Below are 26082 nucleotides of genomic sequence, written 5' to 3' on the forward strand. Positions count from 1 at the left end.
TCGGATGAGGAAGGACAGACCAGTGGCCGACGCACCCCAGGAGCCGATCTTCACCTCGGTCGACGATGTCGTCGAGCGGCTCGCCACCACCGGCTACCTGGCCGACAAATCCACGGCCACCTCGGTGTTCCTGGCCGATCGGCTGGGCAAACCGTTGCTGATCGAAGGCCCGGCCGGTGTCGGCAAGACCGAACTGGCCCGCGCCGTCGCGCAGACCTCCGGTGCCGAACTGGTGCGCCTGCAGTGCTACGAGGGCGTCGACGAAGCCCGCGCGCTCTACGAGTGGAACCACGCCAAGCAGATCCTGAGGATCCAGGCGTCCAGTGAAAACGATTGGTCGGAGACCAAAGCCGACGTCTTCACCGAAGAGTTCCTGCTCTCCCGCCCGCTGCTGACCGCGATCCGGCGCACCGATCCCACGGTGCTGCTGATCGACGAGACCGACAAGGCCGACGTCGAGATCGAAGGTCTGCTGCTCGAGGTGCTCAGCGATTTCGCGGTGACCGTCCCCGAGCTGGGCACCATCACCGCCACCCGCAAGCCGTTCGTGGTGCTGACCTCCAACGCCACCAGAGAGCTGTCGGAGGCACTCAAGCGCCGCTGCCTGTACCTGCACCTGGATTTCCCCGACGAGGAACTCGAGCGTCGCATCCTGGCCAGCCGGGTGCCGGAACTCTCGGCCGCGGTCTCGGCGCAGCTGGTGCGCATCGTGCACGTGCTGCGTGGCATGCAGCTCAAGAAGCTGCCCTCGGTCGCCGAGTCCATCGACTGGGGGCGCACCCTGCTCGCGCTGGGCATGAAGGATCTCGACGACACGACCGTGCGCGCCACCCTCGGTGTCGTGCTCAAGCATCGCAGCGATCACGAGCGTGCGCTGTCCGAGCTGAAACTGGCCTGACATGAGCGCCGGATCGTCCCCGCAGACGCCGGTGTCGTTGCGCGCCGAACACGGCATCCCCGGGCACCTCGTCGGCTTCGTCGAGGCGTTGCGGGCGCGCGGCATCCCGGTCGGCCCCTCGGAAACGGTGGACGCGGGCCGCGTCGTGACCGTGCTGGACCTGTTCGACCGCGAGGTGCTGCGCGAGGGCCTGGCGTGCGCCTTACTGCGCCGCACCACCCACCGCGCCACCTTCGACGGGCTGTTCGACCTGTGGTTCCCGGTCGCGGTCGGTGAGCGAGCCACCGTCGAGGAGATCGTCGACATCCCGCGCAAGCCCTCCGGCGAGGTCGACATCCCCGCACTGCGCGAGATGCTGGCCGAGATGCTGGCCCAGCAGGACACCGACGGACTGGACCAGATGGCCGCCCAGATGGTCGAGCAGATGGGGCAGTACCAATCCGCGCGTGGCCCGTCCTTCTCGGCCTACCAGGCGCTCAAGGACGTGCAACCGCAGACGCTGCTGGCGAAGATCCTGGCCGGGATGGCGCTGGGCCCCGACGCGGGCGAGTTCGAGACCGAGGTCGCCCGGCGCGCGGCCCGTCAGCGCATCGAGGGGTTCCGCGCCAGTGTCGACGCCGAGACCCGCAGGCGGGTGGCCGAGCGGATCGGCAAGGAGCGGGTCGCCAACTACGGCGTCGCCCGCCAAGCCGAGGATGTGGACTTCCTGCGTGCCTCCGAACGGGAACTCGCCGAACTGCGGCGCGGCACCCAGCGGCTGGCCAGGGTGCTGGCCTCCCGACTGGCCGTGCGGCGCAGGCATCACCGGCGTGGGGAGATCGATCTGCGGCGGACGCTGCGCAAGTCCATGTCCACCGGCGGCGTGCCGATCGACCTGGTCAACAAGAAGCCGCGCCCGGGACGTCCGGAACTGGTTCTGCTGTGCGATGTCTCCGGTTCGGTGGCCGGCTTCAGCAATTTCACGCTGCTGCTGGTGAGCGCGCTGCGCGAGCAGTTCTCCCGGGTACGGATCTTCGCCTTCGTCGACAACACCGACGAGGTGACCCGCTTCTTCGACCCGCATACTCAGCTCGACCAGTCGATGACGCGCATCCTCACCGAGGCCGACGTGGTCGGCTTCGACGGGCACTCCGACTACGGCAACGCGCTGCGGTCCTTCGCCGAACACTTTCCCGACGCCGTCACCAGTCGCAGTTCGCTGCTCGTTCTCGGTGACGCCCGCACCAACTACCGCGACCCGGCCCTGGACACCCTGCAGGAGTTGGTGGCCACCGCCAAACACGCGCACTGGCTCAATCCCGAGCCGACGCACAACTGGGGATCGGGCGATTCGGCCGCCGACAAGTACCTCGACGTCATCGAGATGCACGAATGCCGCTCGGCCAGGCAGCTGACCGAGGTGGTCTCCCGACTGCTGCCGGTCTGATCGTCGCCGAGGCGCGTGCGCGGTTAACGCATCGAGCGGGCCCGTCGATCCTGTCTCGACGAGAGATCGCCCGAGCCTCGGTGGCTTCGTCGTGCCCGCCTTCAGGATTTGTTAAGCGGTTCGTTGGTGGCGCCCTCCAGCATTCGCCGCCATGGGGAGTACGACGCCCGACGGCGTGACATCGACCGACCCGGACCCCGGTCCGGCCGAGGAGGCGACACGGCTCGGGGAACTGGCCGCGGGCAGTCTGCTGAGCGCGCCCACGGAGGCCGAAGGGTATCTGCGCGCGGCGCTGGCCGCGGGCACGGGGGTCCTGTCCGAGGAACAGATCGCACGACTGCACGCGCAGCTGGTCACGGCGCTGTCCGGTGCGCCCGATCGCGAGGCCGAACTCGCCGAGGTGGCGCTCGACGCCGCACGACACTGGGAGGAGTTGTCCGGCGACACCGCCACCCACCTGGTCTTCGTGGCCGCTCGCGCCCTGCACCGCGCGGGCCGCCATGCCCGTGCCGCCGAGCTGTTCGCCCGCGCCCTCGCGAAGGCCGCGCCCTACCCGGTCCCCGAGATGGCGGTGTTGCGCGGCCAGTACGGCCGTTCGCTGCGATTGCTGAGCGATCATCGCGGGGCGGCTCGGCAATACCTCGCGGCCGCGCACGCGATCCGCGGACACGCCGACCAGCGGGAACTGCGCGCCGAGCTCACGTGGTCGGCGGCCTCGGCGCTGGATGCCTGCGGCGCCGACGGCCCGGCCGCGCTCGCCTATCTGCGCGCGGCCGAGTTGTGGGGCGAGCTCGGCCGCACCGGCCCCCGCGCCCGCTGCCTGCGCTCGGCGGCCTGGCTGCGGTTCTGGGCGGCTCCGACCGGCGAACTGCGCGGGCCCAGCATCGAGGCGCTGCGCAGCCTGCTGGCGGAATTGCAGGAGCGCGCCGAGAGGCAGCCCAGCCGGGAGATCGCCAACGAGCTCGACCACACCCGCCGCCAGCTCACCGACATGCTCGATTCCAGGTCGCAGTAAGCTCGCTTCTCATGCACGAGACAGGGACGGGTGGCCGCAAGCTGGGCGTGATGGGCGGCACGTTCGATCCCGTCCACCACGGACATCTGGTCGCCGCCAGCGAGGTCGCGCACCGGTTCGATCTGGACGAAGTGATCTTCGTCCCCACCGGGCAGCCGTGGCAGAAGGCGCACAAGACGGTCAGTCCGGCCGAGGACAGATACCTCATGACGGTCATCGCGACCGCCTCCAACCCCCGGTTCTCGGTCAGTCGCGCCGACATCGACCGCGGGAAGGTCACCTACACCGTGGACACCCTGCGCGAGATGAAGGCGCAGTACCCGGATGCGCAGCTGTACTTCATCACGGGTGCGGACGCACTGGCGAACATCCTGTCGTGGCAGGATTGGGCCGAACTGTTCGAACTGGCCAAGTTCGTCGGGGTGAGCCGTCCGGGCTACGAACTGAACACCGATCATCTCGAGGAACACCTGCGTGAGCTTCCTGCCGATGCGGTGACGATGCTCGAAATCCCGGCGCTGGCGATCTCCTCGAGCGAGTGCCGTCGCCGAGCCGCGCAGAAGCGGCCGGTCTGGTACCTCGTCCCGGACGGCGTGGTGCAGTACATATCGAAGCGGCACCTGTACGTGCCGGAGTCAGCGGAGGGTAGCTGAGTTGAACGAGAACGAGTACCGCCCGGAGGTGAGCGGGTGAGCGCGTCCGCCGAAGCGATCGCGATGGCCGAAGTGGCGGCCCGCGCGGCCGACGAGAAGCTGGCCACCGACGTGGTCGTGCTCGACGTCTCCGAGCAACTGGTGATCACCGACTGCTTCATCATCGCCTCGGCGCCGAACGAGCGCCAGGTCAACGCCATCGTCGACAATGTCGAGGAGAAGCTGCGCGCGGTCGGGCACCGGCCCGTGCGCCGGGAGGGCACCCGCGAAGGGCGCTGGGCGCTGCTGGACTACGTCGACGTCGTCGTGCACATCCAGCACAACGACGAGCGCAATTTCTATGCATTGGAACGGCTCTGGAAGGACTGCCCGGTCCTGCCTGTCGAGGGTGTCGGTGGGCCGCGACCGGAGGCGGTCGCCGAGGGAGAAAACGACGCGTGAACAAGTACGCCGGCGTCCGCACGCTGATCCTGCTGCGGCACGGGCAGACGGAGTGGAACGCCTCCGATCGCATGCAAGGCCAGATCGACACCGACCTCACCGAGCTGGGGCGTCGGCAGGCGAAAGAAGCCGCCCGCGAACTCGTTTCGCGTAACGCCCTCGCCATCGTGACCTCGGACCTGCGTCGCGCCCACGACACCGCACTCGCGTTCACCGAGCACATCGACGTGCCCATCACCGTGGATCCGCGCCTGCGCGAGACCCATCTCGGCGACTGGCAGGGACTGACGCACATCGACGTCGACGCTCAGGCACCTGGCGCGCGGGTGGCATGGCGACTGGACGCCACCTATCGCCCGCCCGGTGGGGAGAGCAAGCTCGAGGTCGGCGCGCGGGCGCTGCCCGTGGTCCAGGAGTTGTACAACGAGCGGCAGGATTGGCCCGGCGGGACTATCATCCTGGTGGCGCACGGCGGGCTGATCGCCGCCTTGACGGCCGCGCTGCTCGAACTGCCGCCGCAGAACTGGCCGATCCTCGGTGGACTGGCCAATACCAGCTGGGTGCAACTGAGCAGCCACGGTCCAGGCATCGACCAGCCCGGCTGGCGTCTCGATGTGTGGAACGCAGCGGCGAAGGTAGCACCCGATGTCCTCTGATGAGCCCGACCGGTCGGTGCCGGACGAACTGTTCCGGAAGGTGAGCGCCAGACCGGAACGACGACTGCCCGATGCGCTTTTCGGCGGACCACCCGCCGCGGCGGCGGATCCGGTGGCCGAGGACGAGACGTCCGCGGCGAAGGGGCTTCCGCGCCCGGCGGCCGAGGAGGCACCGTCGGTGCCGGACGAGCTGTTCAAGCAGAAGGTGTCGGCCAAGGCCGAACGGCAGTTGCCCGACCTGCTTTTCGGTGGTCCTTTCCCCAGTTCGCCTGTCGCGGTGTCCGGTTCCGAGGACGAGGAAGCCGAATCGGACGCCGAGGCGTCGGCGGCCGAGCCCGTGGCGGCACGCGAGATCGAGTCCGATGGTGTCGGTGAGTCTCGGGTCGCCGAGGCGAGTGTCGATTCCGCCGGGCGGGAAGCCGCCGCGGATCCGGTGTCCGCCACCGAGTCCGCACAGGATTCCGTGGCGGCGGATGCCGCCGAGGACCTCGGCGGCGCCGGCGCAGGCGTGGCGGATTCGACGGGTGCGGCTGCCGAAGTCGGGCCCGCCGGAACCGACGACGCTCTCGGCGCCGATCCGGATTCGCTCTCGACAGGAGCGGACGCTGCGGCCGACCCCGGCGCCGCCGAGGACTCCGAGGCGAACGCCGTCGTCCTCGATGAGGTCGCCGAAAGGAATCCCGGCGCCGCCGCGACCGCGGTGAACGTTCCCTCCGCCGATGGGCAGGCAGGTGATCCCGCGGCCGACACCGCGGTGACCGGTGAGGCCGCGCGGGAGGCGGGCGAGCAGACCGGCGCACCCGATGCGGGCGTCACTGCCGCATCGTTGTCGCAGGTGGCCGCCGCGGAGCCGGCGCCTGTGCCGGCCGACAACGCCCAGCGTCCGGTGTTGATCGTCATCGCCGACTCACTGGCCTACTTCGGTCCCAAGGGCGGACTGCCCGCCGACCATCCGCGGATCTGGCCGAATCTGGTCGGTGCCGAGCTGGATTGGGATGTCGAGCTGGTCGGCCGGATCGGCTGGACCAGCCGTGATGCCTACTGGGCACTCATCGGCGATCCCCGGATCTGGGCGGCGGTACCGAAGGCGTCGGCAGTGGTGTTCGCGGTCGGCGGCATGGACACGCTGCCCTCGCCGCTGCCGACCGCGCTGCGGGAGCTGATCCGCTACATCCGCCCGCCCGGGCTGCGCCGGGTGGTACGCAACGTCTACAACTGGTGCCAGCCCAAGCTGTCCAAGCTGGGCCGTCCGGTGGCATTGCCGCCGCGGCTGAGCGTCGACTACCTGGAGCAGTCGCGGCAGGCGATCACCCAGCTGCGTCCTGATCTGCCGGTGATCGCGGTGCTGCCCTCGGTGCACAACTGCGACGCCTACGGGCGGGTGCACTCCGGTCGTCCGCGTGCGGAGAAGGCGTTGCGCGCGTGGTCGGAGAAGACCTCGGTGCCGCTGGTGGATCTCGCGGAAGCGGTGCGGGAGAACATCTTCTCCGGCGAGGCCAACCCCGACGGCATCCACTGGGGGTGGGACGGTCACACCGCGGTCGCGAACGCGATGGTGAAGACCTTGCAGGAGGTTCGGTAGTCCGTGGCCGTCGTGGTCGTCACCGATTCGTCGGCCGGCCTGCCCACCGCAACGGTGGACGAGCTCGGCATCGTCGTGGTCCCGTTGCACGTGCTGGTCGGTGACCGCGCGATCCGGGATGGTGTCGACCCCGTCGAGATCGACTACAGCTCCGACACGGTGACCACCTCGGCGGCCTCGCCCGGCGAGATCCGTGCGGTCTACGAGCACGCCCTGGCACGCAGCGGTGGCGACGGCGTGGTGGCCGTGCACCTGTCCCGCCAGCTCTCGGCCACCTGGGAAGCCGGCAGGCAGGCCGTTCGAGATATCGGCTCCGGCGAGAACATCCGCCTGGTCGACTCCCTGGGCGCGGGGCTGGCCACCGGCCTGCCGACCTTGGCCGCGGCCCGCTCCGCGGCGCGGGGCGCGACGCTGGACGAGGTCTACGAGGCCGCGGTCACCGCCTCGACCAGGGCACGGACGTTCATCCTGGTCAACCGCACCGAGCAGTTGCGCCGTGGCGGTCGGTTGAGCACCGCGGCCTCGTTCTTCGGCAGCGAACTGGTGACCAAACCGATCCTGCAGATCGTCGAAGGCCGGCTGGAACTGCGGGAAAAAGCCCGCACCCGCTCCAAAGCCCACGCCCGCCTGGTCGCCGCCGCGGTCGAAGCGGCGGGCGCGGACGGCGCCGCCATCGCCGTGCAGCACCTCGGCGCCGCCGACACCGCCGAGAACATCGCGAACCAGCTGCGCGAGCGGGTTCCCGGCGTCGAAGAACTCATCGTGGCGGAGTTCGGACCCGTGCTCGGCGTGCACCTCGGTCTCGGTGCGGTCGGAGTGCTGGTCGTGCCCGGCGGATGCGGGTGAGCGGTCCGTTCCCAGGCGGCCGGGGTCTACTTCTCCACAGCCTGAGGGTTATCCCCAGCATGGATGAACTCCCAGGTCGGCGAACCGTTCGCGAGGACCGTCGTACCTACTCTCGCCGACATGGTGCGATATGACGAACGCGAGCGGCGGCGCCGTCGGCTGGGGGTGTTGTCCGACCAGGTGAGCGCGAGCCGCGCCGCGGTGCTCGCATCGGGCAGACCTGCGGTGGCCGGGCGTACGGACCGGATGCCCCGGCGTCCGGCCGACGAGGCGGCAGGCCGCGACTTTCCGGTCGGGCCGAGGGATTCCTCTCCCCACGTGACGTCGCGGTGGCATCTCGAGCGTCTGCCGGACGATCCGGATGCGCGGGACCCGGCGGTCGCGGAAGTCGGAAACGGCACGTACACAGCGGATTCCGCGTCGCTGCCGGGCAAGGTGACGCGGCTCGGGCAGGCACGGAGTCCCGAGTTGTCTGCGGACTCGGGGCCGGGCACCGCGCCGCCGGCCGATCCCGCGTCGACAGATGCGGTAGCGGAACCGCATTCGGTTCCGCGGTCGTCGGATCCGGTGTCTCCGGACGGCTCGGTCGAAGCGCGTTCGGCGGCACGCGCCCGACGACAGCGTCGAGCCGTCGCCGTCGATGATGTCCGGGCGCCTTCGGCCGTCGCCGACGCCGACGGCGTGGCCGATGTCGGAACGCCGGACTGGTTGCGCGACAGGCCCGATCCCGACGGCGACGACGATGTGCCGACCAACCGATTCGGGGGCGCGCGGATCGATCCGGGCCGCCGTGGGGCGCTCACCCTGGTGGTCGTCGGCGTGATCGCGGTGGTGGTCACGGTGTTCGTCGTCATGCGCGAGCGACCGGTTTCCTATCCCGTCCCGCCGCTCGCCGCGGTACAGACCACGACCGTGGGGCCGGGCGCGCCCTCGACCGTGACACAGCCCGCGGAAGCCGGCGCCTCCGCACAGGTACGACTGGACGCGCCCGGCGAAGTCGTGGTCAGTGTCGTCGGGCTGGTCCACCGTGGCGGACTGGTCCGGCTTCCCGCCGGAGCCCGCGTCGCCGACGCCCTCGCCGCAGCGGGAGGCGCGCGCGAGGGGGCCGACCTGACCGGACTCAACCTGGCGCAGCGGGTACGAGACGGCGATCAGATCCTCGTCGGCGCCGCCCGGCCGGACGGATCATCCCAGCTGGGCAGCGGCACCACCAGCGGGTCCGCGACGATGCCGGGCTCGGCGGACATCACACCGGACACCGGGCCGACCGGCAGAGTGGATCTCAACGCCGCGACCGAGACGCAACTCGACGCCCTGCCCGGCGTCGGTCCGGTGACCGCCCGCGCAATCCTGAACTGGCGCACCGCGAACGGCCGCTTCACCTCGGTCGACCAGCTCGCCGAAGTCGACGGCATCGGCCCCGCCCGACTCGCGCGTCTGCGAGACCTGGTGACGGTATGACGCCTCGGGGGACCAGGCGGTGGCCTCGGCCGACGTGCGGCGTCACGCCGGTGCCGAGGTGGCGGATGCGACATGCCCACCCGTTCGCGACGACGGTCGAAGTGTTTCTCCGCCGCATCCGAGACACCGTCGCCGGGGAACGTCGAGACTCGAAGGACAGGCTCGACGCACGGCTGCTGCCTGCCGCCTTGTGCTGCTGGATCACGACACTGGTGGTGATCCGCGGCGGATGGCCGATCGGCGTCGTTGTCGCCGTGGTGGTTTCGGTCACCGGCATGGTGGTCTGGGGGAGATCGTGGGCGCAGGCCGCAGGCGGGCCTGAGCCCAGCGGCGGGACCGCGATCGCGGGGTGGGTGGGGCGCGTGATCCGGCTGGGTGATCGGTCGGCGATGCTGTCCTCGCACGGCGGCACCGGGGCGAGGTCGCGCGGTGATACCGAGTCGTGGGCAGAACCGTTGCGGTCATGGGGGATCGGGGGTCCGGCACGGCGGCATCGGACCTGGGTGACGGTGGTGGTCGCGGCGTCGGGGCTGACGCTCGGATTCGCGCTGTCGGCGGGGTTGCGGGGGTATCAGGTGGATCTCCATCCGTTGGGGGACATGGGGGAGAAGGCGCGGATCGAGGTCACCGTGACACCGAGCGGTGATCCGAAACCGCTGCGCGGCACGTCGTTCGGCGGGCAACGCTGGGTGGTGCGGGCCGAGCTGCGGGAGTTTCGGCGCGGTGGGGTCCTCACGCGCGGTGGCGGAGCGGTCGTGGTCCTCGCCGGTGGCTCCGGCTGGGCCGCGCTGTCGCCGGGGCAACCGATCACGTTCGATGCCCGGGTCAGCCCACCCGATCGGCGGGATCTGACGGTGGCGGTCCTGCGCGCCGAGGGGGAGCCCGTGATCGCGGGGCCACTGCCGTGGTGGCAGCGGGTCGCCGGGGTGGTGCGCGCCGATCTGCGGACGGCGGCGGTGCGGTCGCTGCCGGAGGAGGCGGCCGGGCTGCTGCCCGCGTTGGTGGTCGGGGACACCGCCGGGCTGGCGGATTCGGTGCGCGAGGAGTTCGAGATCGCGGGATTGCAGCATCTGTGTGTGGTCAGCGGCGCCAATTTCGCGATCGTGGGGACAACGGTGCTGGCCGGCGCTCGCAGGCTGACATTGGGCCCGCGGGCTTCGGTGGGTGTCGCGGCCGGCGCGATGGCGATGTTCGTGGTGATCGCGCGGCCCGATCCGAGCGTGCTACGCGCCGCGGCGATGGGAGCGGTGACGTTGCTCGCCTTGCTGACGGGCCGACGACGACAGGCGCTGCCCGCGTTGTGCGCCGCCGTCGTCGGCGTGCTGCTGATCTGGCCGGAACTGGCGGTGAGCGCGGGCTTCGCGTTGTCGGTGTTGGCGACAGGCGGGCTGATCCTGCTCGCGCCGGGCTGGTCGGACCGGCTTCGGGACCGCGGGTGGTGGCGGCTGCCCGCCGAACTCGTCGCGGTGTCGGCCGCCGCGTTCACGGTCACCGCGCCGATCATGGTGGCGTTGACCGGGCGGGTCAGTGTGGTCGCGATCGCGGCGAACGTCCTGGTGGCGCCGGTGGTCGCGCCCATCACCGTGATCGGTGCCCTCGCTGCCGCCGTCGCGTGGCTGTGGCAACCGCTCGGGCAGGCGGTCCTGCATCTGGCGGCAGCGCCGATGTGGTGGTTGCTGACTGTCGCCGACCGCGCCTCGGCCCTGCCGGGAGCGGCGATCGACGTGCCGGACGGGACCGTGGGTGGGATCGGTGCCGCGGCCGTCGCACTCTTCGTGGTGTTGCTGTTTCGTTCGCGCGCGCCGACCGGTCGACGCGGCTGTGGGCTGGGTTCGTTCGGCGGCGAGCACGGCGGTGTCGGGAACGCCACGGCCGCCGCGGGCCGCCGCGGCGGCGTTTGCGCCGCTCGGTTCCGGGCTCCGGGCCGGGGTCCGTAGGATCGGCCGGATGAGCGAACGGCCGGCGTCGGTACACCTTGTCCTCGGTGAGGAGGAGTTGCTGATCGAGCGTGCGGTGACCTCGATCGTCTCCGGGGTTCGGGCGGTCGCGCCGGACCCTGACGCGGTGCCCGTGGATCGGCGGCGTGCCGGCGATGCCGGTACGGCGGAGCTGGCCGAGCTGCTGAGTCCCTCACTGTTCGCCGAGGACAGGGTGATCGTCCTCGAGTCCGCTGCCGAGGCGGGCAAGGAAGCGGCCGGGCTGATCGCCGACGCGGCGAAGGATCCCCCGGACGGAGTCGTGCTGGTGGTGCTGCATTCCGGCGGCGGCCGGGCCAAGGCGATGGTGCCCGCGCTGCAGAAGGCGGGGGCGGTGGTGCACCACTGCGCCAAGCTGACCAAAGCCGCCGAGCGGGTCGAGTTCGTGCGCGCGGAGTTCCGCGCGGCCGGAGTCCGGGCCTCCGGCGATGTGGTACAGGCGCTGCTGGAATCGGTGGGTTCGGAATTGCGCGAACTGGCCGCCGCCTGTTCACAGCTGGTGGCCGACACCGGCGGCAAGGTCGACGTCGGCGCGGTGCGGCGCTACTACTCGGGCAAAGCGGAAGTCACCGGATTCGAGGTGGCCGAACTCGCGGTGACCGGCGACCGGTCGGCGGCCATGGAGGCATTGCGGTGGGCCACCGACCGCGGCGTAGCGCATGTGCTGCTCGCCGACGCGCTCGCCGATTCCGTGCACACCATCGCGCGGGTGGGGTCGGCGGGCCGGGGCGATCCGTTCGCGCTCGCGCAGCAACTCGGTATGCCGCCGTGGAAGGTGAAGAAGGCGCAGGCACAGGCTCGGGGATGGACCCCGGCCACCATCGGCGCGGCCCTGCAGATCGTGGCCGGCCTGAACGCCGAGGTGAAGGGCGGGGCGGCAGACTCCGGCTACGCCCTCGAAAACGCCCTCGGACGCATTCTGGACCTGCGGGCCACCCACTGATCGAACCCCCTGATCTCGGCGTCGCGACCGACGGCCGTCGACTCCTCGAGGTATCCATCCACCGGTCGACAGACCGGACCCGAAGACGAGAAGTGGGAGCCCGTGACAACGGACTCCCACCGGATTACTACCCACCGGGTGCGCCGAGAGCGCCGCTCGCGTACGACGGCCGCTGACCGGCGGCTGATCACTCGACGGTGGCGGCGATCACCAGTTCCTCGTCGGTGTCGGACTCGTCGAAACGGCCCTCCCACTCGTCGTACACCGGGATCTCGTCCTCCCGCGTGACGATCCATTCGGCCGTGTAGACGCCCTCGTCATCGGGAACCATGACGTTCTCGATGCGCAGGCCGATTCCGAGTACCTCGGCGGCCCGGATCACGTCCGGCAGATCCTCTGCTCTGACCACGGTCTGATTCGCGTAGACGGTTACCATGCGCGGAATGGTAACCGTCCGCGGTGACAGACGTCGGATCGGTCGACGGGCGGGCACGACAAAAGCCGCCGTGGTCGTCGAGGCCGCGGCGGCTGCGTCAGCGAAAGCTGGTCCCGGCGTGCGGGACCGAGATGTCAGAGCTTGTTCAGGGCCAGCGCGAGCGCCGACTTCTTGTTGGCGGCCTGGTTGGCGTGGATAACGCCCTTCGAGGCGGCCTTGTCCAGCTTGCGGCTCACGAACTGCAGGCGCTCGGTGGCCTTGTCCTTGTCGCCGGCCGCTGCGGCTTCACGGAAGCTGCGGATCGCGGTGCGCAGCGCGGACTTGACCGACTGGTTGCGCTTGCGCGCCTCCTCGTTGGTACGAATCCGCTTCACCTGGGACTTGATGTTGGCCACGCCTGTTCCTCGTGTTCCTGTCGCTGAATGGTTGCTTGAGAAGTCTCGCGAAGGCGAAACTCCGGAAAATCGGGTCACGCCATGCCGAATGTCGAGGGTACCAGCCTCGACCCGGCACACGAAATCGCCTCCGGTCGGGGGTCATTGTTCCAGGCACCCGCCTGGCGTAGCTTTCCAGACAGGATCGTTCCGGCAATACCTCGTCTGGCACAGCGGCAGCAAACCCCGAGATGGCGGAAGGTGTGTCTGTATGTCTCCGACGGCGCAGGAAGTAGTGGAGGAATTCGCCGAGAACCGGCCGATTCCCGACGGCAAGAAGTGGGCGGCGGAGGGATTCGGCACCTTCGTCCTGGTGATGGGCGGTGTCGGCACAGCGGTGCTGGCGGGTGACCGGGTCGGTGCGCTCGGTGTCGCGCTGGCCTTCGGTTTCACCCTGATGTTCCTGGTCTACGCGATCGGCCCGCTGTCGGGGTGCCACGTCAATCCGGCGGTCACCGTCGGTCAGCTCGTGATGGGACGGGTGTCGGCGGTGAACGCGGCGGGCTACGTGGTGGCCCAGCTGATCGGAGCATTCCTCGCCGGTCTGGTGTTGTTTGCGCTGGCGAAGAATCTGCCCTCCTACGACCGCGCGGCCGACGGGCTCGGCGCCAACGGATGGGGGCCGCACAGTCCCTCGGCTGCCACCGGACCGCTCGGTGAGGTCGTCGTCCAGGACGGCTACGGGTTCGCGGCGATGGTGATCGTCGAGGTCCTGCTCACCGCGATCCTGGTCTTCGTAGTGCTCGCCTCCACCGATCAGATCTCCGACATTCCCCTGGCCGGCCTGTCGATCGGTGTCACGCTGGCGGTGCTGCACCTGATCTCGATCCCGGTCGACAACACGTCGGTGAATCCCGCGCGCAGCCTCGGCGTCGCCTTCTACCAGGACGGCGCGGGCGCTCAGGTGTGGGCGTTCGTGGTGTTCCCGCTGATCGGCGGGGTGCTCGGGGCGCTGATCTACGGCCTGCTGTTCGGCCGCCGCCGCGAACTCGTCGAGGCCGAACTCGTCGACGTCGAGGCGGTCGACATCGAGGGCGCCGATACCGAGGGCATCGACCGCAAGGGAACCGACGCCAAGGGAACCGGCAACGAGTGACACCTGTCCGGTGGACCCGGCCGCCACCCAGGGGGCACCGGCCGCGATCAGCTCCAGTTGTATTCGACGACGAGCCGGTGGGCGACCAGGTCGAAGGTCTTGCGGGGCAGAATCGCGCCCTCGCGGCGGATTCCTGCCTCCGGCACGTCGAGCACCCGGTCCAGCCGCACCCAGCTGGCCCTGCCCTGGTGATCCCAGTCGCCGGTGCCGATGGCCAGCCAGTCGCGGTCGTGCTGGCGCTCGGAGTTCGACGAAAGCATGAGCCCGAGCAGCGTCCGTTTGTCGCGGCCGACGACCAGCACCGGACGGTCCTTGCCGTTGCTCGGATCCTCCTCGTAGGGCACCCAGGTCCACACGATCTCGCCCGGATCGGCGCGCCCGTCCAGGTGCGGTGCGTAGACGATCTGCCTGGCCCGCTGCGCGGTCGGTACCGGCAGCGACGCGGCCGGCCGCCCGGCCGCGGCCGACGGCGAACGCCGCTGCGTGATGCCGCCGACCAGGCGCTGGACCAGTCGCGGCCCCTGCTGCGCGGCGATACGGGGGCCCTGTTGTTTCGCGATCGTGCCCAACTGCTTGCCGATAGCGTTCCAATTACGCGCCATCTCTGGAGAATAACGGCGCTCGCCCCCACGGGCCCGGGACCGGTGGCGATCGGGCCCGCGCGCACATGGGACGATGGGGACAGTTTGCCGATACCCAGCTGAGGAGTTCAGTGCCCGCCAGCTTCGCCGACACGACGTTCACCGATCCGTCGCGGATCCGGAACTTCTGCATCATCGCGCACATCGACCACGGCAAGTCGACGCTGGCCGATCGGATGCTGCAGCTCACCGGTGTGGTCGAGGAGCGGGCGATGCGCGCCCAGTACCTGGACCGGATGGACATCGAGCGTGAGCGCGGCATCACGATCAAGGCGCAGAACGTGCGCCTGCCGTGGCGCGTCGGCGATACCGACTACGTCATGCACCTCATCGACACCCCGGGGCACGTCGACTTCACCTACGAGGTCTCCCGTGCGCTGGAAGCGTGCGAGGGCGCGATCCTGCTGGTCGACGCCGCGCAGGGCATCGAGGCGCAGACGCTGGCCAACCTGTATCTGGCGCTGGAGAAGGATCTGACGATCATCCCGGTGCTGAACAAGATCGACCTGCCCGCCGCCGACCCGGATCGCTACGCCGCCGAGCTGGCCCACATCGTCGGCTGCGAGCCCTCGGATGTGCTGCGGGTGTCCGGCAAGACCGGCGTCGGTGTGCCGGAGCTGCTCGACGAGGTGATCAAGCAGGTGCCCGCGCCGGTCGGTGACCCGGACGCACCGGCCAGGGCGATGATCTTCGACTCGGTCTACGACACCTACCGTGGCGTGGTGACCTACGTGCGCGTAGTGGACGGCAAGCTCACCCCGCGCGAGAAGATCAAGATGATGTCCACCGGCGCGACCCATGAGCTGCTCGAGATCGGCATCGTGTCACCGGAGCCCAAGCCGACCACCGGTCTGGGCGTCGGCGAGGTGGGCTACCTGATCACGGGCGTGAAGGACGTGCGCCAGTCCAAGGTGGGCGACACCGTGACCGCCGCGCGCAACGGCGCCACCGATCCGCTCACCGGCTACCGCGAGCCGCGGCCGATGGTCTACTCTGGTCTGTACCCGGTGGACGGCTCGGACTACCCGGATCTGCGTGACGCGCTGGAGAAGCTGCAGCTCAACGATGCCGCGCTAAGTTACACCCCGGAGACCTCGGTGGCGCTGGGCTTCGGCTTCCGCTGCGGCTTCCTCGGCCTGCTGCACATGGAGATCACCCGCGAGCGCCTGCAGCGCGAATTCGACCTCGACCTCATCTCCACCGCGCCGAACGTGGTGTACCGGGTGGAGATGGAGGACGGCTCCGAACATGTCGTCACCAATCCCTCGTTCTGGCCGGAGGGCAAGGTGCGCAAGGTGTTCGAGCCGGTGGTGAAGTGCACCGTCATCTCCCCGAGCGAGTTCATCGGCTCGATCATGGAGCTGTGCCAGGCCCGACGCGGCGAGCTGGGCGGTATGGACTATCTCTCGGAGACCCGCGTCGAGCTGCGTTACACCCTGCCGATGGCCGAGATCATCTTCGACTTCTTCGACTCGCTCAAGTCGCGCACCCGCGGCTACGCCAGCCTCGACTACGAGGAGTCCGGCGAGCAGATCTCGGATCTGGTGAAGGTCGACATCTTGCTGCAGGGCGAAGCGGTGGACGCGTTCTCGGCGATCGTGCACAAGGACGCCGCGCAGGCCTACGGCCACAAGATGACGACCAAGCTGCGCGAGCTGATCCCGCGCCAGCAGTTCGAGGTGCCGATCCAGGCCGCCATCGGCTCGAAGATCATCGCCAGGGAGAACATCCGCGCGATCCGCAAAGACGTGCTCGCCAAGTGCTACGGCGGTGACATCAGCCGTAAGCGCAAGCTGCTCGAGAAGCAGAAGGAAGGCAAGAAGCGGATGAAGACCATCGGCCGGGTGGACGTTCCGCAGGAGGCTTTCGTGGCCGCGCTTTCCTCGGACGCCGCCGCGGACAAGCCGAAGGAGAAGAAATAGCGACCACGTATATGTGGCGCTTGTCACACTGTGGTCACCTGCCCGTGCCGAAGATGTGACAGCTGGGGCCTGCGGAAATATCGTATGGAGATCTTCTCTCGGTCGGCCGGGCGAGGATGGCCGGCAATCCCGAGACGTGGAGCACTTATGAAGCGCGACCTGCCTTTCGACGACGACACCGCTGTCCCCGCGTCCGGAGACGACACCGCCTACAAGATCGCCACCGGGGTGGCCCGGGTGGCGCGGGCGGGTGCCTATGTCACCGGCGGCGCGCTGGTCGCCTCGCACGGGGCCGGAAGCTCCGGGCAGTCCGACGAGCAGCAGCTCGACAGCTGGAACGCGGGCTGGGCTTACAACAGCGATCCCCAGCCGGATGTACCGAGCCCGGTGGTCACTTTCCCGGACCCGGTGCCGAGCTTCGTCTACGACTCCGAACCGCTGCCCGGCTCCGTGCCCGGCTTCGGTGACGCGCCCACCGTGGTCGACGTGACGATGGCCGGGCGCGACCCGGCCGGACAGCCGCAGGGCGCGCAGTCCTACGGCGAGTACCCCGAGTACGACGAGTACTGGCGAGATTCCGGTGACTCCCCGGACTACGGTGGTAGCGGCTACGGCGATGGCTACGACTACGGCGCCGGCGGTGAGCCGGAGCCGTCCGAGGGGTCCGGCGGTGTGCCGGTCACCGGCGGCGGCTACGGTCCCGGTCACGAAGATCCCTCGGACTGGTGGCGACCGGACGGCTTCGGTCTGCCCGGCCACGGCAGCAATCAGCCCATCTACGACTCCGGCGTTCCCGGCCTGAACGATCTGTTCGAGCCGGGCGTCAACCCCTTGCTGCCGACGACGCCCGCCGCCGGGGAGGTCGAATCCGATGACGCCTCCGCCGATTCGGGCCCTCGTGCCGAGGACTGGTACGGCGGCTTCGACCCGTTCCAGGGCAGGGATCCGTTCGACGGCGTCGGTGACGGCGCGGGCGACGGCTTCGGTGTCTGGATCGAGACCGACGCCTACGCCCAGATCTGGGCCAAGGTCGATGTGGATCTCGAAATCGGGCCCGAGGGCGTCTACCTGACCACCGACGTCCGGGTGGACGCCTCGGCGGGGCTCACCGTCAAGGCGGCCGCGGGCAACAACGTCGGCGAGCAGATCGACAAGATCTCCGAGTGGATGGACGGCAGCCGCCCCGGCCTGACCGGTAATCGTCTCAACGAGCAGTCCGGCAGTGCTTCCTCGACCGCTGGTGCCGCGGGCGCCACGCCTGCGGGCGGCGCCGCGGGGGCTCCCGCGCCCGCGAGTTCCCCCGCCCCTGCGCCCGCCCCGCAGGTCGCGCCTCCCGTCGCCGCGGCCCCGGTGGCTCCGGCCCCCGCCCCGGCACCGGCCCCCGCGCCGACCGCACCCGCGGCCGCCGCCCCGGTGGTGGCCACGCCGCTGCAGACCACCGTGCAGCCCGACGCCGCGTCGAACCCGATCGCGAACGTGATCGGCTCCTCGCCCAATCCGTCGCCGCTGGTCGTGCCTGCCGCCGAGATCCCCGCTGTGCTCGATCTGCCGGCCAAGACGCCTCCGCCGGTGCCGGTTCCGGACAACACCGACCTCGACACCGGAAGCGTCCTTCCCGGCACGACCGAGCCGGGCCTGCCCACCCTCACCCCGACGCTGCCGACCCCGGACCTGTCGACGCCGCCCACCGGCGTGCCGCTGCCGACCGACGACCTGACCTCCCCCGAGGTGCCGACCACCGGTCCCGGCGTCGTCACGAAATTGCCGGGCACCCCGATCACCACGGCTCCCACCCCGGACGACGTCACCCTGCCCGACAGCGGATCGCAGCCCTCGACCACGCCGTCGGTGTCGGTGCCCACACCGTCGGCGACCGTGCCGAGCGCCGACGTGCCGACACCGACCCCGCATGTGCCGAGCCAGACCATGCCCGTGCCGACCGGGCAGCCCGCGCCCACCCAGACCATCCCCACCCAGACGGTGCCCACCGCGGGTGCGCCCGGTGGCGGGGCGACGCAGCCGACGGTGGATCTGCCCACGGCGCCGAGCGTCGCCGTGCCGACCGCCGCCGTCCCGGCCAACCCGCCGGTGCGTCTGGATCCGATCAGCGACGACGGGGCGCAGGCGTATCACTACTCGACCTACGCGGCGAGTGCACAGCATGCGACACTGTCCAGCGGCCTGGACTCCGGGCTGTGGTCCCAGGACGCGGATCCGCACCTGGTGGGGACTTCCGGGCTCGACCCGGTGCTGTACTGATCCGGGGACTCGCGGCCAGGGGGAGCATGCCCATCGAACGATCCGAGCGCGACACGCAGGAGTAAGGAGGAGGCTTGTCTGCCGCAGCTGGGCTGGTGCCGGCAACGGTGAAACATCCCGCCGCGATGACACCGCTCATCCGGATGCTCGACGAACTGCGGGAGATGACCAGATCCGCGGGCCGCGACGACCTGGACGCGCGGCTGACCATGGTCCGCGCCAGGATCGGCGACCCCCGGGTGCGTCTGGTGGTCGTCGGCGAACCGAAGAACGGCATGAGCACTCTGGTCAACGGCCTGGTCGGAGCGCCGGTCAGCGCCACCGACGCCGAGTTCAGTGCGCCGGTGATCGTCGAATACGGCAATGCGCCGACCGCGACGGTGGTCAAGGCCGTCGGACCGGGACGTAACGAGCGTCAGCCGGTCGATCCGGCGCATCTGCGTTCGATGCTCACCGCGCAGGGCGTGGTCCGTGCCGAGCGGAGCGAGCCGAGCCCGTTGCTCGCCGACGGCATCGTCCTGATGGACGCGCCCGGCACCGGGGACGAACGGGTGAAGTGGTCGATGATCGCCGCCGCCGACGCCGTGCTGTACGTGACCGAAGCCGCGGCGGAACTGTCTGCCGCGCAATTGGATCACCTGCAGCGCATCCAGCAGTTCTGTCCGACGGTCGTGTGCGTGCTGAACAAGATCGACCTGTATCCGCACTGGACGCATGTGCAACAGCGGAATCGGGAACTTCTCGACGCCGCGGGGCTCGGATTCGCCGTGGCCCCGGTCTCGGCGCGGCTGCACCGCGGCGACATTCGCCGCGACATGGAATCCGGCGTGCCACAACTGATCGACCACCTGCGCGACCAAGTGGTGTCACGAGCCGATGCGGTGGCCAGGGACGCCGCCCTGCGCGACATCCAGTTGACCGCCGACAATCTCGCCGTCACGCTCTACACCGAGGCCGAGTCCTTGCGTGATCCGCGCAGGCGCGCCGAGATCACCCAGCAGCTGACCATCGCCCGCGACGAGGCCGACCAGCTGCGGCAGCGCACCGCGAACTGGCAGATCGCGCTGGCCGACGGCGCGGGTGAGCTCATGGCAGACATCGAACACGATCTGCGCCACCGCCTGCGCAAGCTGGCCCGCGACGCCGAAGCCGAGATCGCTCGCACCGATCCGGCGCGCAACTGGAAAGAGTTCGGCGCCGATCTCGACTCGCGTATCTGCGAGGCCATCGAGGAGAACTTCGTCATGGCGCACTACCGCTCGGTGGAGTTGTGCGAGCAGGTGGCCTCGAAGTTCCCCGCGGGCGATCGGCCACCGCCGCTGCCGGACCTACGTCTGAGCGATCCCGGCGAGGTGCTCGAACACGTCGCGCCGCTGGAGGAACTCGACAGCGCGAATCCCGGTGTGACGCAACAGGTCTTGTCCGGTCTGCGCGGTTCCTACGGCGGCATCCTGATGGTGGGTCTGGCGACCAGCCTGCTCGGAATGTCGCTGGTGAACTGGTATTCGGCGGGCGCGGGTGTGCTGCTCGGCGTCAACGCGATCTGGGACGACCGCAAGAATCGCAAGCTGCGCAGGCGCGCGGAGGCGAAGGTCGCGGTGGCGCGATTGATGGACGACGTGATCTTCCAGGTCGGCAAGGAGTCACGAAATCGGTTGCGCGCCATGCAGCGCTCGCTGCGCGACCACTTCACCGAGATCGCCGGTCAAGCGATGCGCACCGTCGACGAGGCGCTGCGGGTGGCCGAGGAGGCGCACGGCAGGTACGGCGACCGGCGCGAGGAACGGCTGGCCGAACTGAACTCCCAACTGGTCAAGTTGCGCGCCGTGCGCGACCGCGCGACCGACATGGCGGCCTGAACCTTCCCGGCCGGTCAGCTCGCGTGATGGGCGGGGTGGAATCCGCCCGCCTCGTGGTCGTTCTCGGCCCTGATCACATGCGTGACCGCGTTGATCAGGGCCAGATGGGTGAACGCCTGCGGAAAATTGCCCAGATGCCTGCCGCGGCGCGGGTCGATCTCTTCGGCGTAGAGCCGGAGCGGGCTGGCCAGGCCGAGCAGGCGCTCGCACAGGTGCCTGGCCCGCCGCAGTTCGCCGATCTCCACCAGGGCCGAGACCAGCCAGAACGAGCAGATGGTGAACGAGCCCTCGCCGCCGGTCAGGCCGTCGTCGGTGGTCGCGGTGCGGTAGCGCAGCACCAGCCCGTTGTCGGTGAGCCGATCGGCGATGGCCAGTACGGTCGCGCGGACCCGGTGGTCGTCGGCGGGCAGGAACCGTGTCAGCGGCACCAGCAGCAGCGAGGCGTCGAGGGTGTCGCCGCCGTAGGTCTGGGTGAACACGCCCTCGTCGGTGACACCGTGGGCGAGGACATCGGCTTTGATCTCCTCGGCGATCTCCCGCCATTGCGCGGCACGCTCGAGCTGACCGTGCATCGTGGCCAGTTTCGCACCGCGATCCAGCGCCACCCAGCACATCACCTTCGACGAGGTGAAGTGCTGCGGTTCGCCGCGCACCTCCCAGATGCTGCGATCGGGCTCGCGCCAGTGCGCGATCGCGGCGCCGACCTGCCGCTCCAGCAGCGGCCACAGCGTCTCCGGCACCTGTTTGCGGGACTTGACGTGGAGATAGACCGCGTCCAGCATGGTGCCCCAGATGTCGTGCTGGTTCTGGTTGAAGGCGTCGTTGCCGATGCGCACCGGCCGCGCGTTGTCATAGCCGCTCAGGTGCGTCAGTTCGCGTTCGACGATCGCGCGCTCACCACCGATGCCGTAGAGGACCTGCAACGGCACGGGGTCGCCGTCGGGTCCGGTCGTGGCGTCGTTGAGGAAAGCGAAGAAGTCGTCGGCCTCGCGGTCCAGACCGAGGGTGTACAGACCCCACAGCGCGAAACTCGCGTCCCTGACCCAGGTGTAGCGGTAGTCCCAGTTGCGTCGCCCGCCGAGTTGTTCGGGCAGCGAGGTGCTGGCCGCGGCCAGCAGCGCACCGGTCGGAGCGTAGGTGAGGCCCTTCAGCGTCAGCGCGCTGCGTTGCAGGTAGCTGCGCCAGGGATGGTCGGGGAATTTGCCGAGGGTGATCCACTGTCGCCAGCTGTCGATGGTGTTGCGCATCTTGGCCGCGGCGTCGGCGAATGTCGCGGGCGCGGGCAGTTCCGCCCAGGTCAGCGCGACGAACACCTGGTCGCCCTCGCGCAGCCGGGTCCGGGCTCGCGCCTGCCTGCCCTCGAGACCGAGGCGCAGATCGGTGGTCAGCACAAGCGTCGGGTTCGCGCTCGGATCGTTGCGTGCCACCGCGGTGGCCTGCTCGTACACCTTGCCGGTGTACTCCCAGGAAGCCGGGGCGAGGTGGTAGTCGAACGAGGGCTCGCAGCTCATCTCGAGTTCGACGGTGCCGTTGACGCATTTCACCGTGCGCAACAGCATGTGCTCGGCGTCCCAGTCCATCGGCGTGCGGCGGTGGGTCCGGCTGCGCTGGTCGTTGTTGTGCCACGGACCGAGTACCAGCGCGTCGCGCACGATCAGCCAGCCGGTCTCGGTCTGCCAGGTGGTCTCCAGGATCATGCCGCCGGGCAGGTAGCGGCGCGCGGCGGGGACGGTGCGCCCGTACGGTCCGAGGCGGAAATGGCCCGCGCTGCGGTCGAGCAGCGCCCCGAACACGCTGGGGGAGTCCGGACGCGGCAGGCACATCCATTCCACCGAGCCGTTGGCCGCGACCAGACAGTTCGTCTCGCAGTCGGACAGGAACGCGTACTCGTCGATCGGCGGGAACGCGGTCGGATGCGGGTCCGTCGCGAACGCGCCGCGAACCGGCAGGTCGGTGGGATCGATGTGCGACGCCATAACCCATCATCGGTGTCCGGCGCGCTCCCCGTCCACCGCCGGGCGCGGGGTGCCCGGCGTCGACCAGTAGGCTGGGCGGTGTGGAGCGCATCGCGGGTTGGTGGGACGGATTCGAATTGTGGGTGGCGGGGTTGCCGTTCATCCCGCAGTTCTTCGTCGTCCTGATCGGCATGGTGCCGGTGAGCTTCGCCATCGCCTATCTGCTCGACCGCGGCCTGCGCGCCGCGCTGCGGATGCTCGGCCGGGACCGCCAGGCGGCATCGCCGGAACCCGCCGCCGAGCCGATGCGTCGCGAGCCCGCGGGCAGCGGGGCCCGCTGATGCCACGCTCTCGGGTTCAACTCGCTCTCGTCGCACTGCTGGTACTGGTAGTGGTCGCCTGGTTCTTCACCCGCTGATTCTCCACGGGCGCCGGTGAGGGAGTAGATTCGTTCGATTCGAACGCCACCGCGCGCTCTGCTAGAGTCTGCGCGTGTCTTCGAACGCCGTACCGCAGGTCCGCCATGAATTGGCGTTGATCGCTGTCGGCAATCTCGCGGTCGCCGACATTCTCTGTCGCTGAAGCGTGTTCGGACACGTCTGCGCTTCCAGTCCCGTAGACCGGCGCGCACCACGCAGGCGTGACCCGTGCTCGCCGGCCCTCGGCCGGTAGACGCGCCGCTGTCGTCGTACCCCTGTCGGCAGGGTCTACCCGATTCTCAGCCTGTCTCCGCCGCGACCACGTGGTCGTCGTGGCGGTCCGCACCGAAAGGGCACCAGAATGTCACGCAGAACCTGGCTCGCTCCGCGCCGTCGCTTCGCCGCCGCCGCTCTCACCACCGCCGCCGCGGTCGTCCTGACGGCCTGCGGCGGCGGCGCCAGTGATTCGGTGGACGGTGGCGGCGCCGACGGTAGCGGCGGCAGCGTCAATCTCTACGCCTACGCCGTCCCCAAGCCCGGCTTCGACAAGGTGATCCCCGAGTTCCAGAAGACCGAAGCGGGCGAGGGCGTCCAGATCCAGCAGTCCTACGGCGCCTCGGGTGACCAGTCCAGGAAGGTGAAGGACGGCGCGCAGGCCGATGTCGTCAACTTCTCCGTAGAACCGGACATCACTCGTCTGGTCGAGGCAGGCCTGGTCGACGAGAGCTGGAACGCGGGCGCGGACAAGGGTGTGCCGTTCGGTTCGGTGGTGGTGCTCGCGGTGCGCGAGGGCAATCCCGAGAACATCCAGACCTGGGACGACCTGCTGAAGCCGGGCATCGAGGTCGTCACGCCGAACCCGTTCAGTTCGGGTTCGGCCAAGTGGAATCTGCTGGCGCCTTACGCCGCGAAGTCCGAGGGCGGCAAGAATCCGCAGGCCGGTCTGGACTACCTGAGTCAGCTGATCTCGCCCGAGCATGTGAAGGTGCAGCCGAAGTCGGGACGCGAGGCGACCGAGACGTTCCTGCAGGGCACCGGTGATGTGCTGCTCAGCTACGAGAACGAGGCGATCTTCGCCGAGCGCAACGGTGATCCGATCGAGCACGTCGTGCCCGCGGACACTTTCAAGATCGAGAATCCGGTCGCGGTGCTGAAGAACGCCCAGAACCCGGAGAAGGCGGTCGCCTTCCGTGATTTCCTGTTCACCCCGGCGGGCCAGAAGGCTTGGGCCGAGGCGGGTTTCCGCCCCGTCGACCCGCAGGTCGCCGCCGATTTCGCCGCCGACTTCCCCACTCCGGCGAAGCTGTGGACCATCGACGACCTCGGCGGCTGGGACACGGTGAACACCGAACTGTTCACCCCGGACACCGGTTCGATCGCGATCATCTACGAGAACGCGACCAGATAACCAGGTGAGCTGAAGCACACGGAATACTGGAGCAACGTGACTGAGAGCAGTAGCGTCGGCGCCGGGGCGGAACCCGGCGTCGACCTCACAAGGAAACAGCCACATTCCCGGCGCTCGCCGAAGACGTGGTTGCAGGTGAGCGGCTCGGTCGGCCCGCTGGGAATCGCCACCGCGGTGTTGTGGCTGAGCATCATCGTGCTGCTGCCGCTCGCCGCGCTCACCGTGACCTCGTTCGAGGACGGATGGGCCGGATTCTGGGAGGCGGTCACCGCGCCCGCCGCCCTCGACTCGCTGCGGATCACCGTGAGTGTGTCGGTGGTGGTGGCGCTGATCAACGTCGTGATGGGCACCCTGATCGCCTGGGTGCTCGTCCGCGACGAGTTCCCCGGCAAGGGCGTGGTCAACGCGCTGATCGACCTGCCGTTCGCGCTGCCGACGATCGTGGCCAGCATCGTGCTGCTCTCGCTCTACGGTCCGCAGAGCCCGGTGAACATCCACCTGAACGCCACCCAGCCGGGTCTGGTGGTCGCGCTGGCGTTCGTGACGCTGCCCTTCGTGGTGCGTTCGGTGCAGCCGGTGCTGATCGAGGCCGATCGTGAGGTGGAGCAGGCGGCGCTGTCGCTCGGCGCGAGCAATTGGGTGACCTTCCGCCGGATCGTGCTGCCCGCGCTGACCCCGGCGATCATCAGCGGCGGCGGCCTGGCCTTCGCCCGCGCCATCGGTGAGTACGGCTCGGTGGTGCTGATCGGCGGCGCGATTCCGCGCGAGACGGAGGTGGCTTCGCAGTACATCCAGAAGCAGATCGAGATCGACCGGCCGGTCAATGCCGCCGCGGTGTCGGTGGCCCTGCTGCTGATCGCCTTCGTGACGCTGCTCGTGCTGCGCTTCCTGGCCGATCGCTCCGCGCGCAAGGAACAGGCGGCCCGATGAAACCGACCCCGTTGATCCGCCTGTCCTTGCGGACGGTCGCACTGGCCTACCTGTTCGTGCTGCTGGTGCTGCCGCTGATCATCATCTTGTGGCGCACCTTCGAAAACGGCATCGGCGCGTTCATCGACTCGATCACCACGCCCGCGGCCATTTCGGCGTTCCAGCTCTCGCTGCTGATCGTGGCCATCGTGGTGCCGGTGAACGTGGTGTTCGGCGTGATCACCGCCCTCGCGCTGGTGCGCGGGCGGTTCCCCGGGCGCAATCTCGTACAGGGCATCGTCGATCTGCCGTTCGCGGTGTCGCCGGTCGTCGTCGGCGTCGCCCTCATCCTGCTGTGGGGTGCGGGTGGCTGGTTGGGTGGGCTGGAGGACCTGGGATTCAAGGTCATCTTCAGCTTGCCCGGCATGGTCATCGCGACCATCTTCGTGACCCTGCCGTTCGTGGTGCGCGAGGTCGAACCGGTGCTGCACGAGATCGGCGACGACCAGGAGCAGGCGGCCGCGACACTGGGCGCCTCCAAGTGGCAGACGTTCTGGCGGATCACGCTGCCCGCGATCCGCTGGGGCCTGACCTACGGCGTCGTGCTCACCGTCGCCCGTGCGCTCGGCGAATTCGGCGCGGTGATCATGGTGTCCTCGGCGTTGCCCGGCCAGTCGCTCACGCTGACCCTGCTGGTGCACAGCCGCTACATCAACGACCACAACACCTTCGGCGCGTACAGCGCCGCCACCCTGTTGATGGGTATCGCCCTGGTGGTTCTGCTGCTGATGACCGTTCTCGAACGCAAGCGGGAGGCCAAGTGACCACCCGCGCAGAAGGTACATCC

General features: G+C 69.5%; 24 protein-coding genes. 20 read left to right on the plus strand and 4 right to left on the minus strand.

Annotated elements, in window-relative coordinates:
• Positions 1 to 4 precede the first annotated feature (4 nt).
• The 11 genes from IU449_RS20810 (at position 5) to holA (ending at position 11897) form a co-directional block, all read left to right on the plus strand.
• Positions 5 to 898, plus strand: coding sequence for an AAA family ATPase (locus IU449_RS20810; RefSeq protein WP_195003814.1), 894 nt, complete (start codon positions 5 to 7; stop codon positions 896 to 898).
• Between the two features lies 1 nt (position 899).
• Entirely contained in the window at positions 900 to 2324 is a 1425-nt protein-coding gene (locus IU449_RS20815; RefSeq protein WP_195003815.1) for a vWA domain-containing protein, read from the plus strand.
• Positions 2325 to 2475: 151 nt separating this feature from the next.
• Positions 2476 to 3339, plus strand: coding sequence for a hypothetical protein (locus tag IU449_RS20820; protein WP_195003816.1), 864 nt, complete (start codon positions 2476 to 2478; stop codon positions 3337 to 3339).
• A gap of 11 nt (positions 3340 to 3350) precedes the next feature.
• Positions 3351 to 3992 carry a nicotinate-nucleotide adenylyltransferase gene (gene nadD / locus IU449_RS20825; protein WP_228805447.1) on the plus strand — a complete coding sequence of 214 codons (642 nt, stop codon included), beginning with the start codon at positions 3351 to 3353 and terminating at the stop codon, positions 3990 to 3992.
• A 36-nt stretch (positions 3993 to 4028) separates the two neighbouring features.
• A complete protein-coding gene (gene rsfS / locus IU449_RS20830) occupies positions 4029 to 4433 on the plus strand; it encodes a ribosome silencing factor (protein ID WP_195003817.1) in 405 nt (134 codons plus the stop codon).
• Positions 4430 to 5089, plus strand: a complete 660-nt coding sequence (locus tag IU449_RS20835) for a histidine phosphatase family protein (protein ID WP_067861314.1) — start codon at positions 4430 to 4432, stop codon at positions 5087 to 5089. The genes rsfS and IU449_RS20835 overlap by 4 nt, the downstream gene beginning before the upstream one ends.
• Positions 5090 to 5924: 835 nt before the next feature.
• Positions 5925 to 6671: a diglucosylglycerate octanoyltransferase gene (gene octT / locus IU449_RS20840; RefSeq protein WP_195004097.1), complete on the plus strand. Its 747-nt coding sequence runs from the start codon at positions 5925 to 5927 to the stop codon at positions 6669 to 6671.
• Positions 6672 to 6674: 3 nt separating this feature from the next.
• Positions 6675 to 7517 carry a DegV family protein gene (locus IU449_RS20845; protein ID WP_195003818.1) on the plus strand — a complete coding sequence of 281 codons (843 nt, stop codon included), beginning with the start codon at positions 6675 to 6677 and terminating at the stop codon, positions 7515 to 7517.
• 567 nt (positions 7518 to 8084) lie between these two features.
• Positions 8085 to 8978 carry a ComEA family DNA-binding protein gene (locus IU449_RS29190; RefSeq protein ID WP_324188355.1) on the plus strand — a complete coding sequence of 298 codons (894 nt, stop codon included), beginning with the start codon at positions 8085 to 8087 and terminating at the stop codon, positions 8976 to 8978.
• 65 nt (positions 8979 to 9043) lie between these two features.
• Positions 9044 to 10915 (plus strand): ComEC/Rec2 family competence protein, encoded by a 1872-nt coding sequence (locus tag IU449_RS20855; protein ID WP_195003819.1) that lies wholly within the window; start codon positions 9044 to 9046, stop codon positions 10913 to 10915.
• 10 nt (positions 10916 to 10925) lie between these two features.
• Positions 10926 to 11897: a DNA polymerase III subunit delta gene (gene holA / locus IU449_RS20860; RefSeq protein ID WP_195003820.1), complete on the plus strand. Its 972-nt coding sequence runs from the start codon at positions 10926 to 10928 to the stop codon at positions 11895 to 11897.
• A 187-nt stretch (positions 11898 to 12084) separates the two neighbouring features.
• Here holA and IU449_RS20865 read toward each other — a convergent pair whose 3' ends face one another.
• Together IU449_RS20865 and rpsT are read right to left on the minus strand one after the other, a co-directional pair.
• Entirely contained in the window at positions 12085 to 12333 is a 249-nt protein-coding gene (locus IU449_RS20865) for a hypothetical protein (RefSeq protein WP_195003821.1), read from the minus strand.
• Between the two features lie 134 nt (positions 12334 to 12467).
• On the minus strand, positions 12468 to 12728 hold the full coding sequence (gene rpsT, locus IU449_RS20870) for a 30S ribosomal protein S20 (protein WP_195003822.1): 261 nt from the start codon (positions 12726 to 12728) through the stop codon (positions 12468 to 12470).
• Between the two features lie 250 nt (positions 12729 to 12978).
• Here rpsT and IU449_RS20875 point away from each other — a divergent pair, with 250 nt between their 5' ends.
• Complete coding sequence (locus IU449_RS20875) at positions 12979 to 13863, plus strand: aquaporin (RefSeq protein ID WP_195003823.1); 885 nt, start codon at positions 12979 to 12981, stop codon at positions 13861 to 13863.
• A gap of 47 nt (positions 13864 to 13910) precedes the next feature.
• Here the strand turns inward: IU449_RS20875 and IU449_RS20880 are convergent, their stop codons facing one another.
• Positions 13911 to 14465: a type II toxin-antitoxin system PemK/MazF family toxin gene (locus tag IU449_RS20880; RefSeq protein ID WP_195003824.1), complete on the minus strand. Its 555-nt coding sequence runs from the start codon at positions 14463 to 14465 to the stop codon at positions 13911 to 13913.
• A 65-nt stretch (positions 14466 to 14530) separates the two neighbouring features.
• On the opposite strand from IU449_RS20880, the gene lepA reads away from it, so the two are divergent.
• The 3 genes from lepA to IU449_RS20895 all read left to right on the plus strand — a co-directional run bounded on the left by lepA (position 14531) and on the right by IU449_RS20895 (position 20544).
• Entirely contained in the window at positions 14531 to 16426 is a 1896-nt protein-coding gene (gene lepA, locus IU449_RS20885) for a translation elongation factor 4 (RefSeq protein ID WP_228805448.1), read from the plus strand.
• A 147-nt stretch (positions 16427 to 16573) separates the two neighbouring features.
• Complete coding sequence (locus tag IU449_RS20890) at positions 16574 to 18685, plus strand: hypothetical protein (protein ID WP_195003826.1); 2112 nt, start codon at positions 16574 to 16576, stop codon at positions 18683 to 18685.
• A 74-nt stretch (positions 18686 to 18759) separates the two neighbouring features.
• Positions 18760 to 20544: a dynamin family protein gene (locus IU449_RS20895; protein WP_195003827.1), complete on the plus strand. Its 1785-nt coding sequence runs from the start codon at positions 18760 to 18762 to the stop codon at positions 20542 to 20544.
• A 14-nt stretch (positions 20545 to 20558) separates the two neighbouring features.
• On the opposite strand, the gene IU449_RS20900 is transcribed toward IU449_RS20895, so the two are convergent.
• A complete protein-coding gene (locus IU449_RS20900) occupies positions 20559 to 22520 on the minus strand; it encodes a glycoside hydrolase family 15 protein (protein ID WP_195003828.1) in 1962 nt (653 codons plus the stop codon).
• A gap of 80 nt (positions 22521 to 22600) precedes the next feature.
• On the opposite strand from IU449_RS20900, the gene IU449_RS20905 reads away from it, so the two are divergent.
• The 5 genes from IU449_RS20905 (at position 22601) to cysW (ending at position 26059) form a co-directional block, all read left to right on the plus strand.
• On the plus strand, positions 22601 to 22840 hold the full coding sequence (locus IU449_RS20905; protein ID WP_195003829.1) for a hypothetical protein: 240 nt from the start codon (positions 22601 to 22603) through the stop codon (positions 22838 to 22840).
• A gap of 151 nt (positions 22841 to 22991) precedes the next feature.
• Positions 22992 to 23081 carry an Ms4533A family Cys-rich leader peptide gene (locus tag IU449_RS29705; RefSeq protein WP_324188356.1) on the plus strand — a complete coding sequence of 30 codons (90 nt, stop codon included), beginning with the start codon at positions 22992 to 22994 and terminating at the stop codon, positions 23079 to 23081.
• A 198-nt stretch (positions 23082 to 23279) separates the two neighbouring features.
• Entirely contained in the window at positions 23280 to 24326 is a 1047-nt protein-coding gene (locus tag IU449_RS20910; protein WP_195003830.1) for a sulfate ABC transporter substrate-binding protein, read from the plus strand.
• Positions 24327 to 24455: 129 nt separating this feature from the next.
• The gene (cysT, locus tag IU449_RS20915) at positions 24456 to 25256 is read left to right on the plus strand and encodes a sulfate ABC transporter permease subunit CysT (RefSeq protein WP_195004099.1); all 801 of its coding nucleotides are present in this window, start codon (positions 24456 to 24458) and stop codon (positions 25254 to 25256) included.
• On the plus strand, positions 25253 to 26059 hold the full coding sequence (cysW, locus tag IU449_RS20920; protein ID WP_195003831.1) for a sulfate ABC transporter permease subunit CysW: 807 nt from the start codon (positions 25253 to 25255) through the stop codon (positions 26057 to 26059). The genes cysT and cysW overlap by 4 nt, the downstream gene beginning before the upstream one ends.
• The last annotated feature ends 23 nt before the right edge of the window (positions 26060 to 26082 follow it).

This window comes from Nocardia higoensis, from assembly GCF_015477835.1.
GTDB classification, from domain to species: domain Bacteria; phylum Actinomycetota; class Actinomycetes; order Mycobacteriales; family Mycobacteriaceae; genus Nocardia; species Nocardia higoensis_A.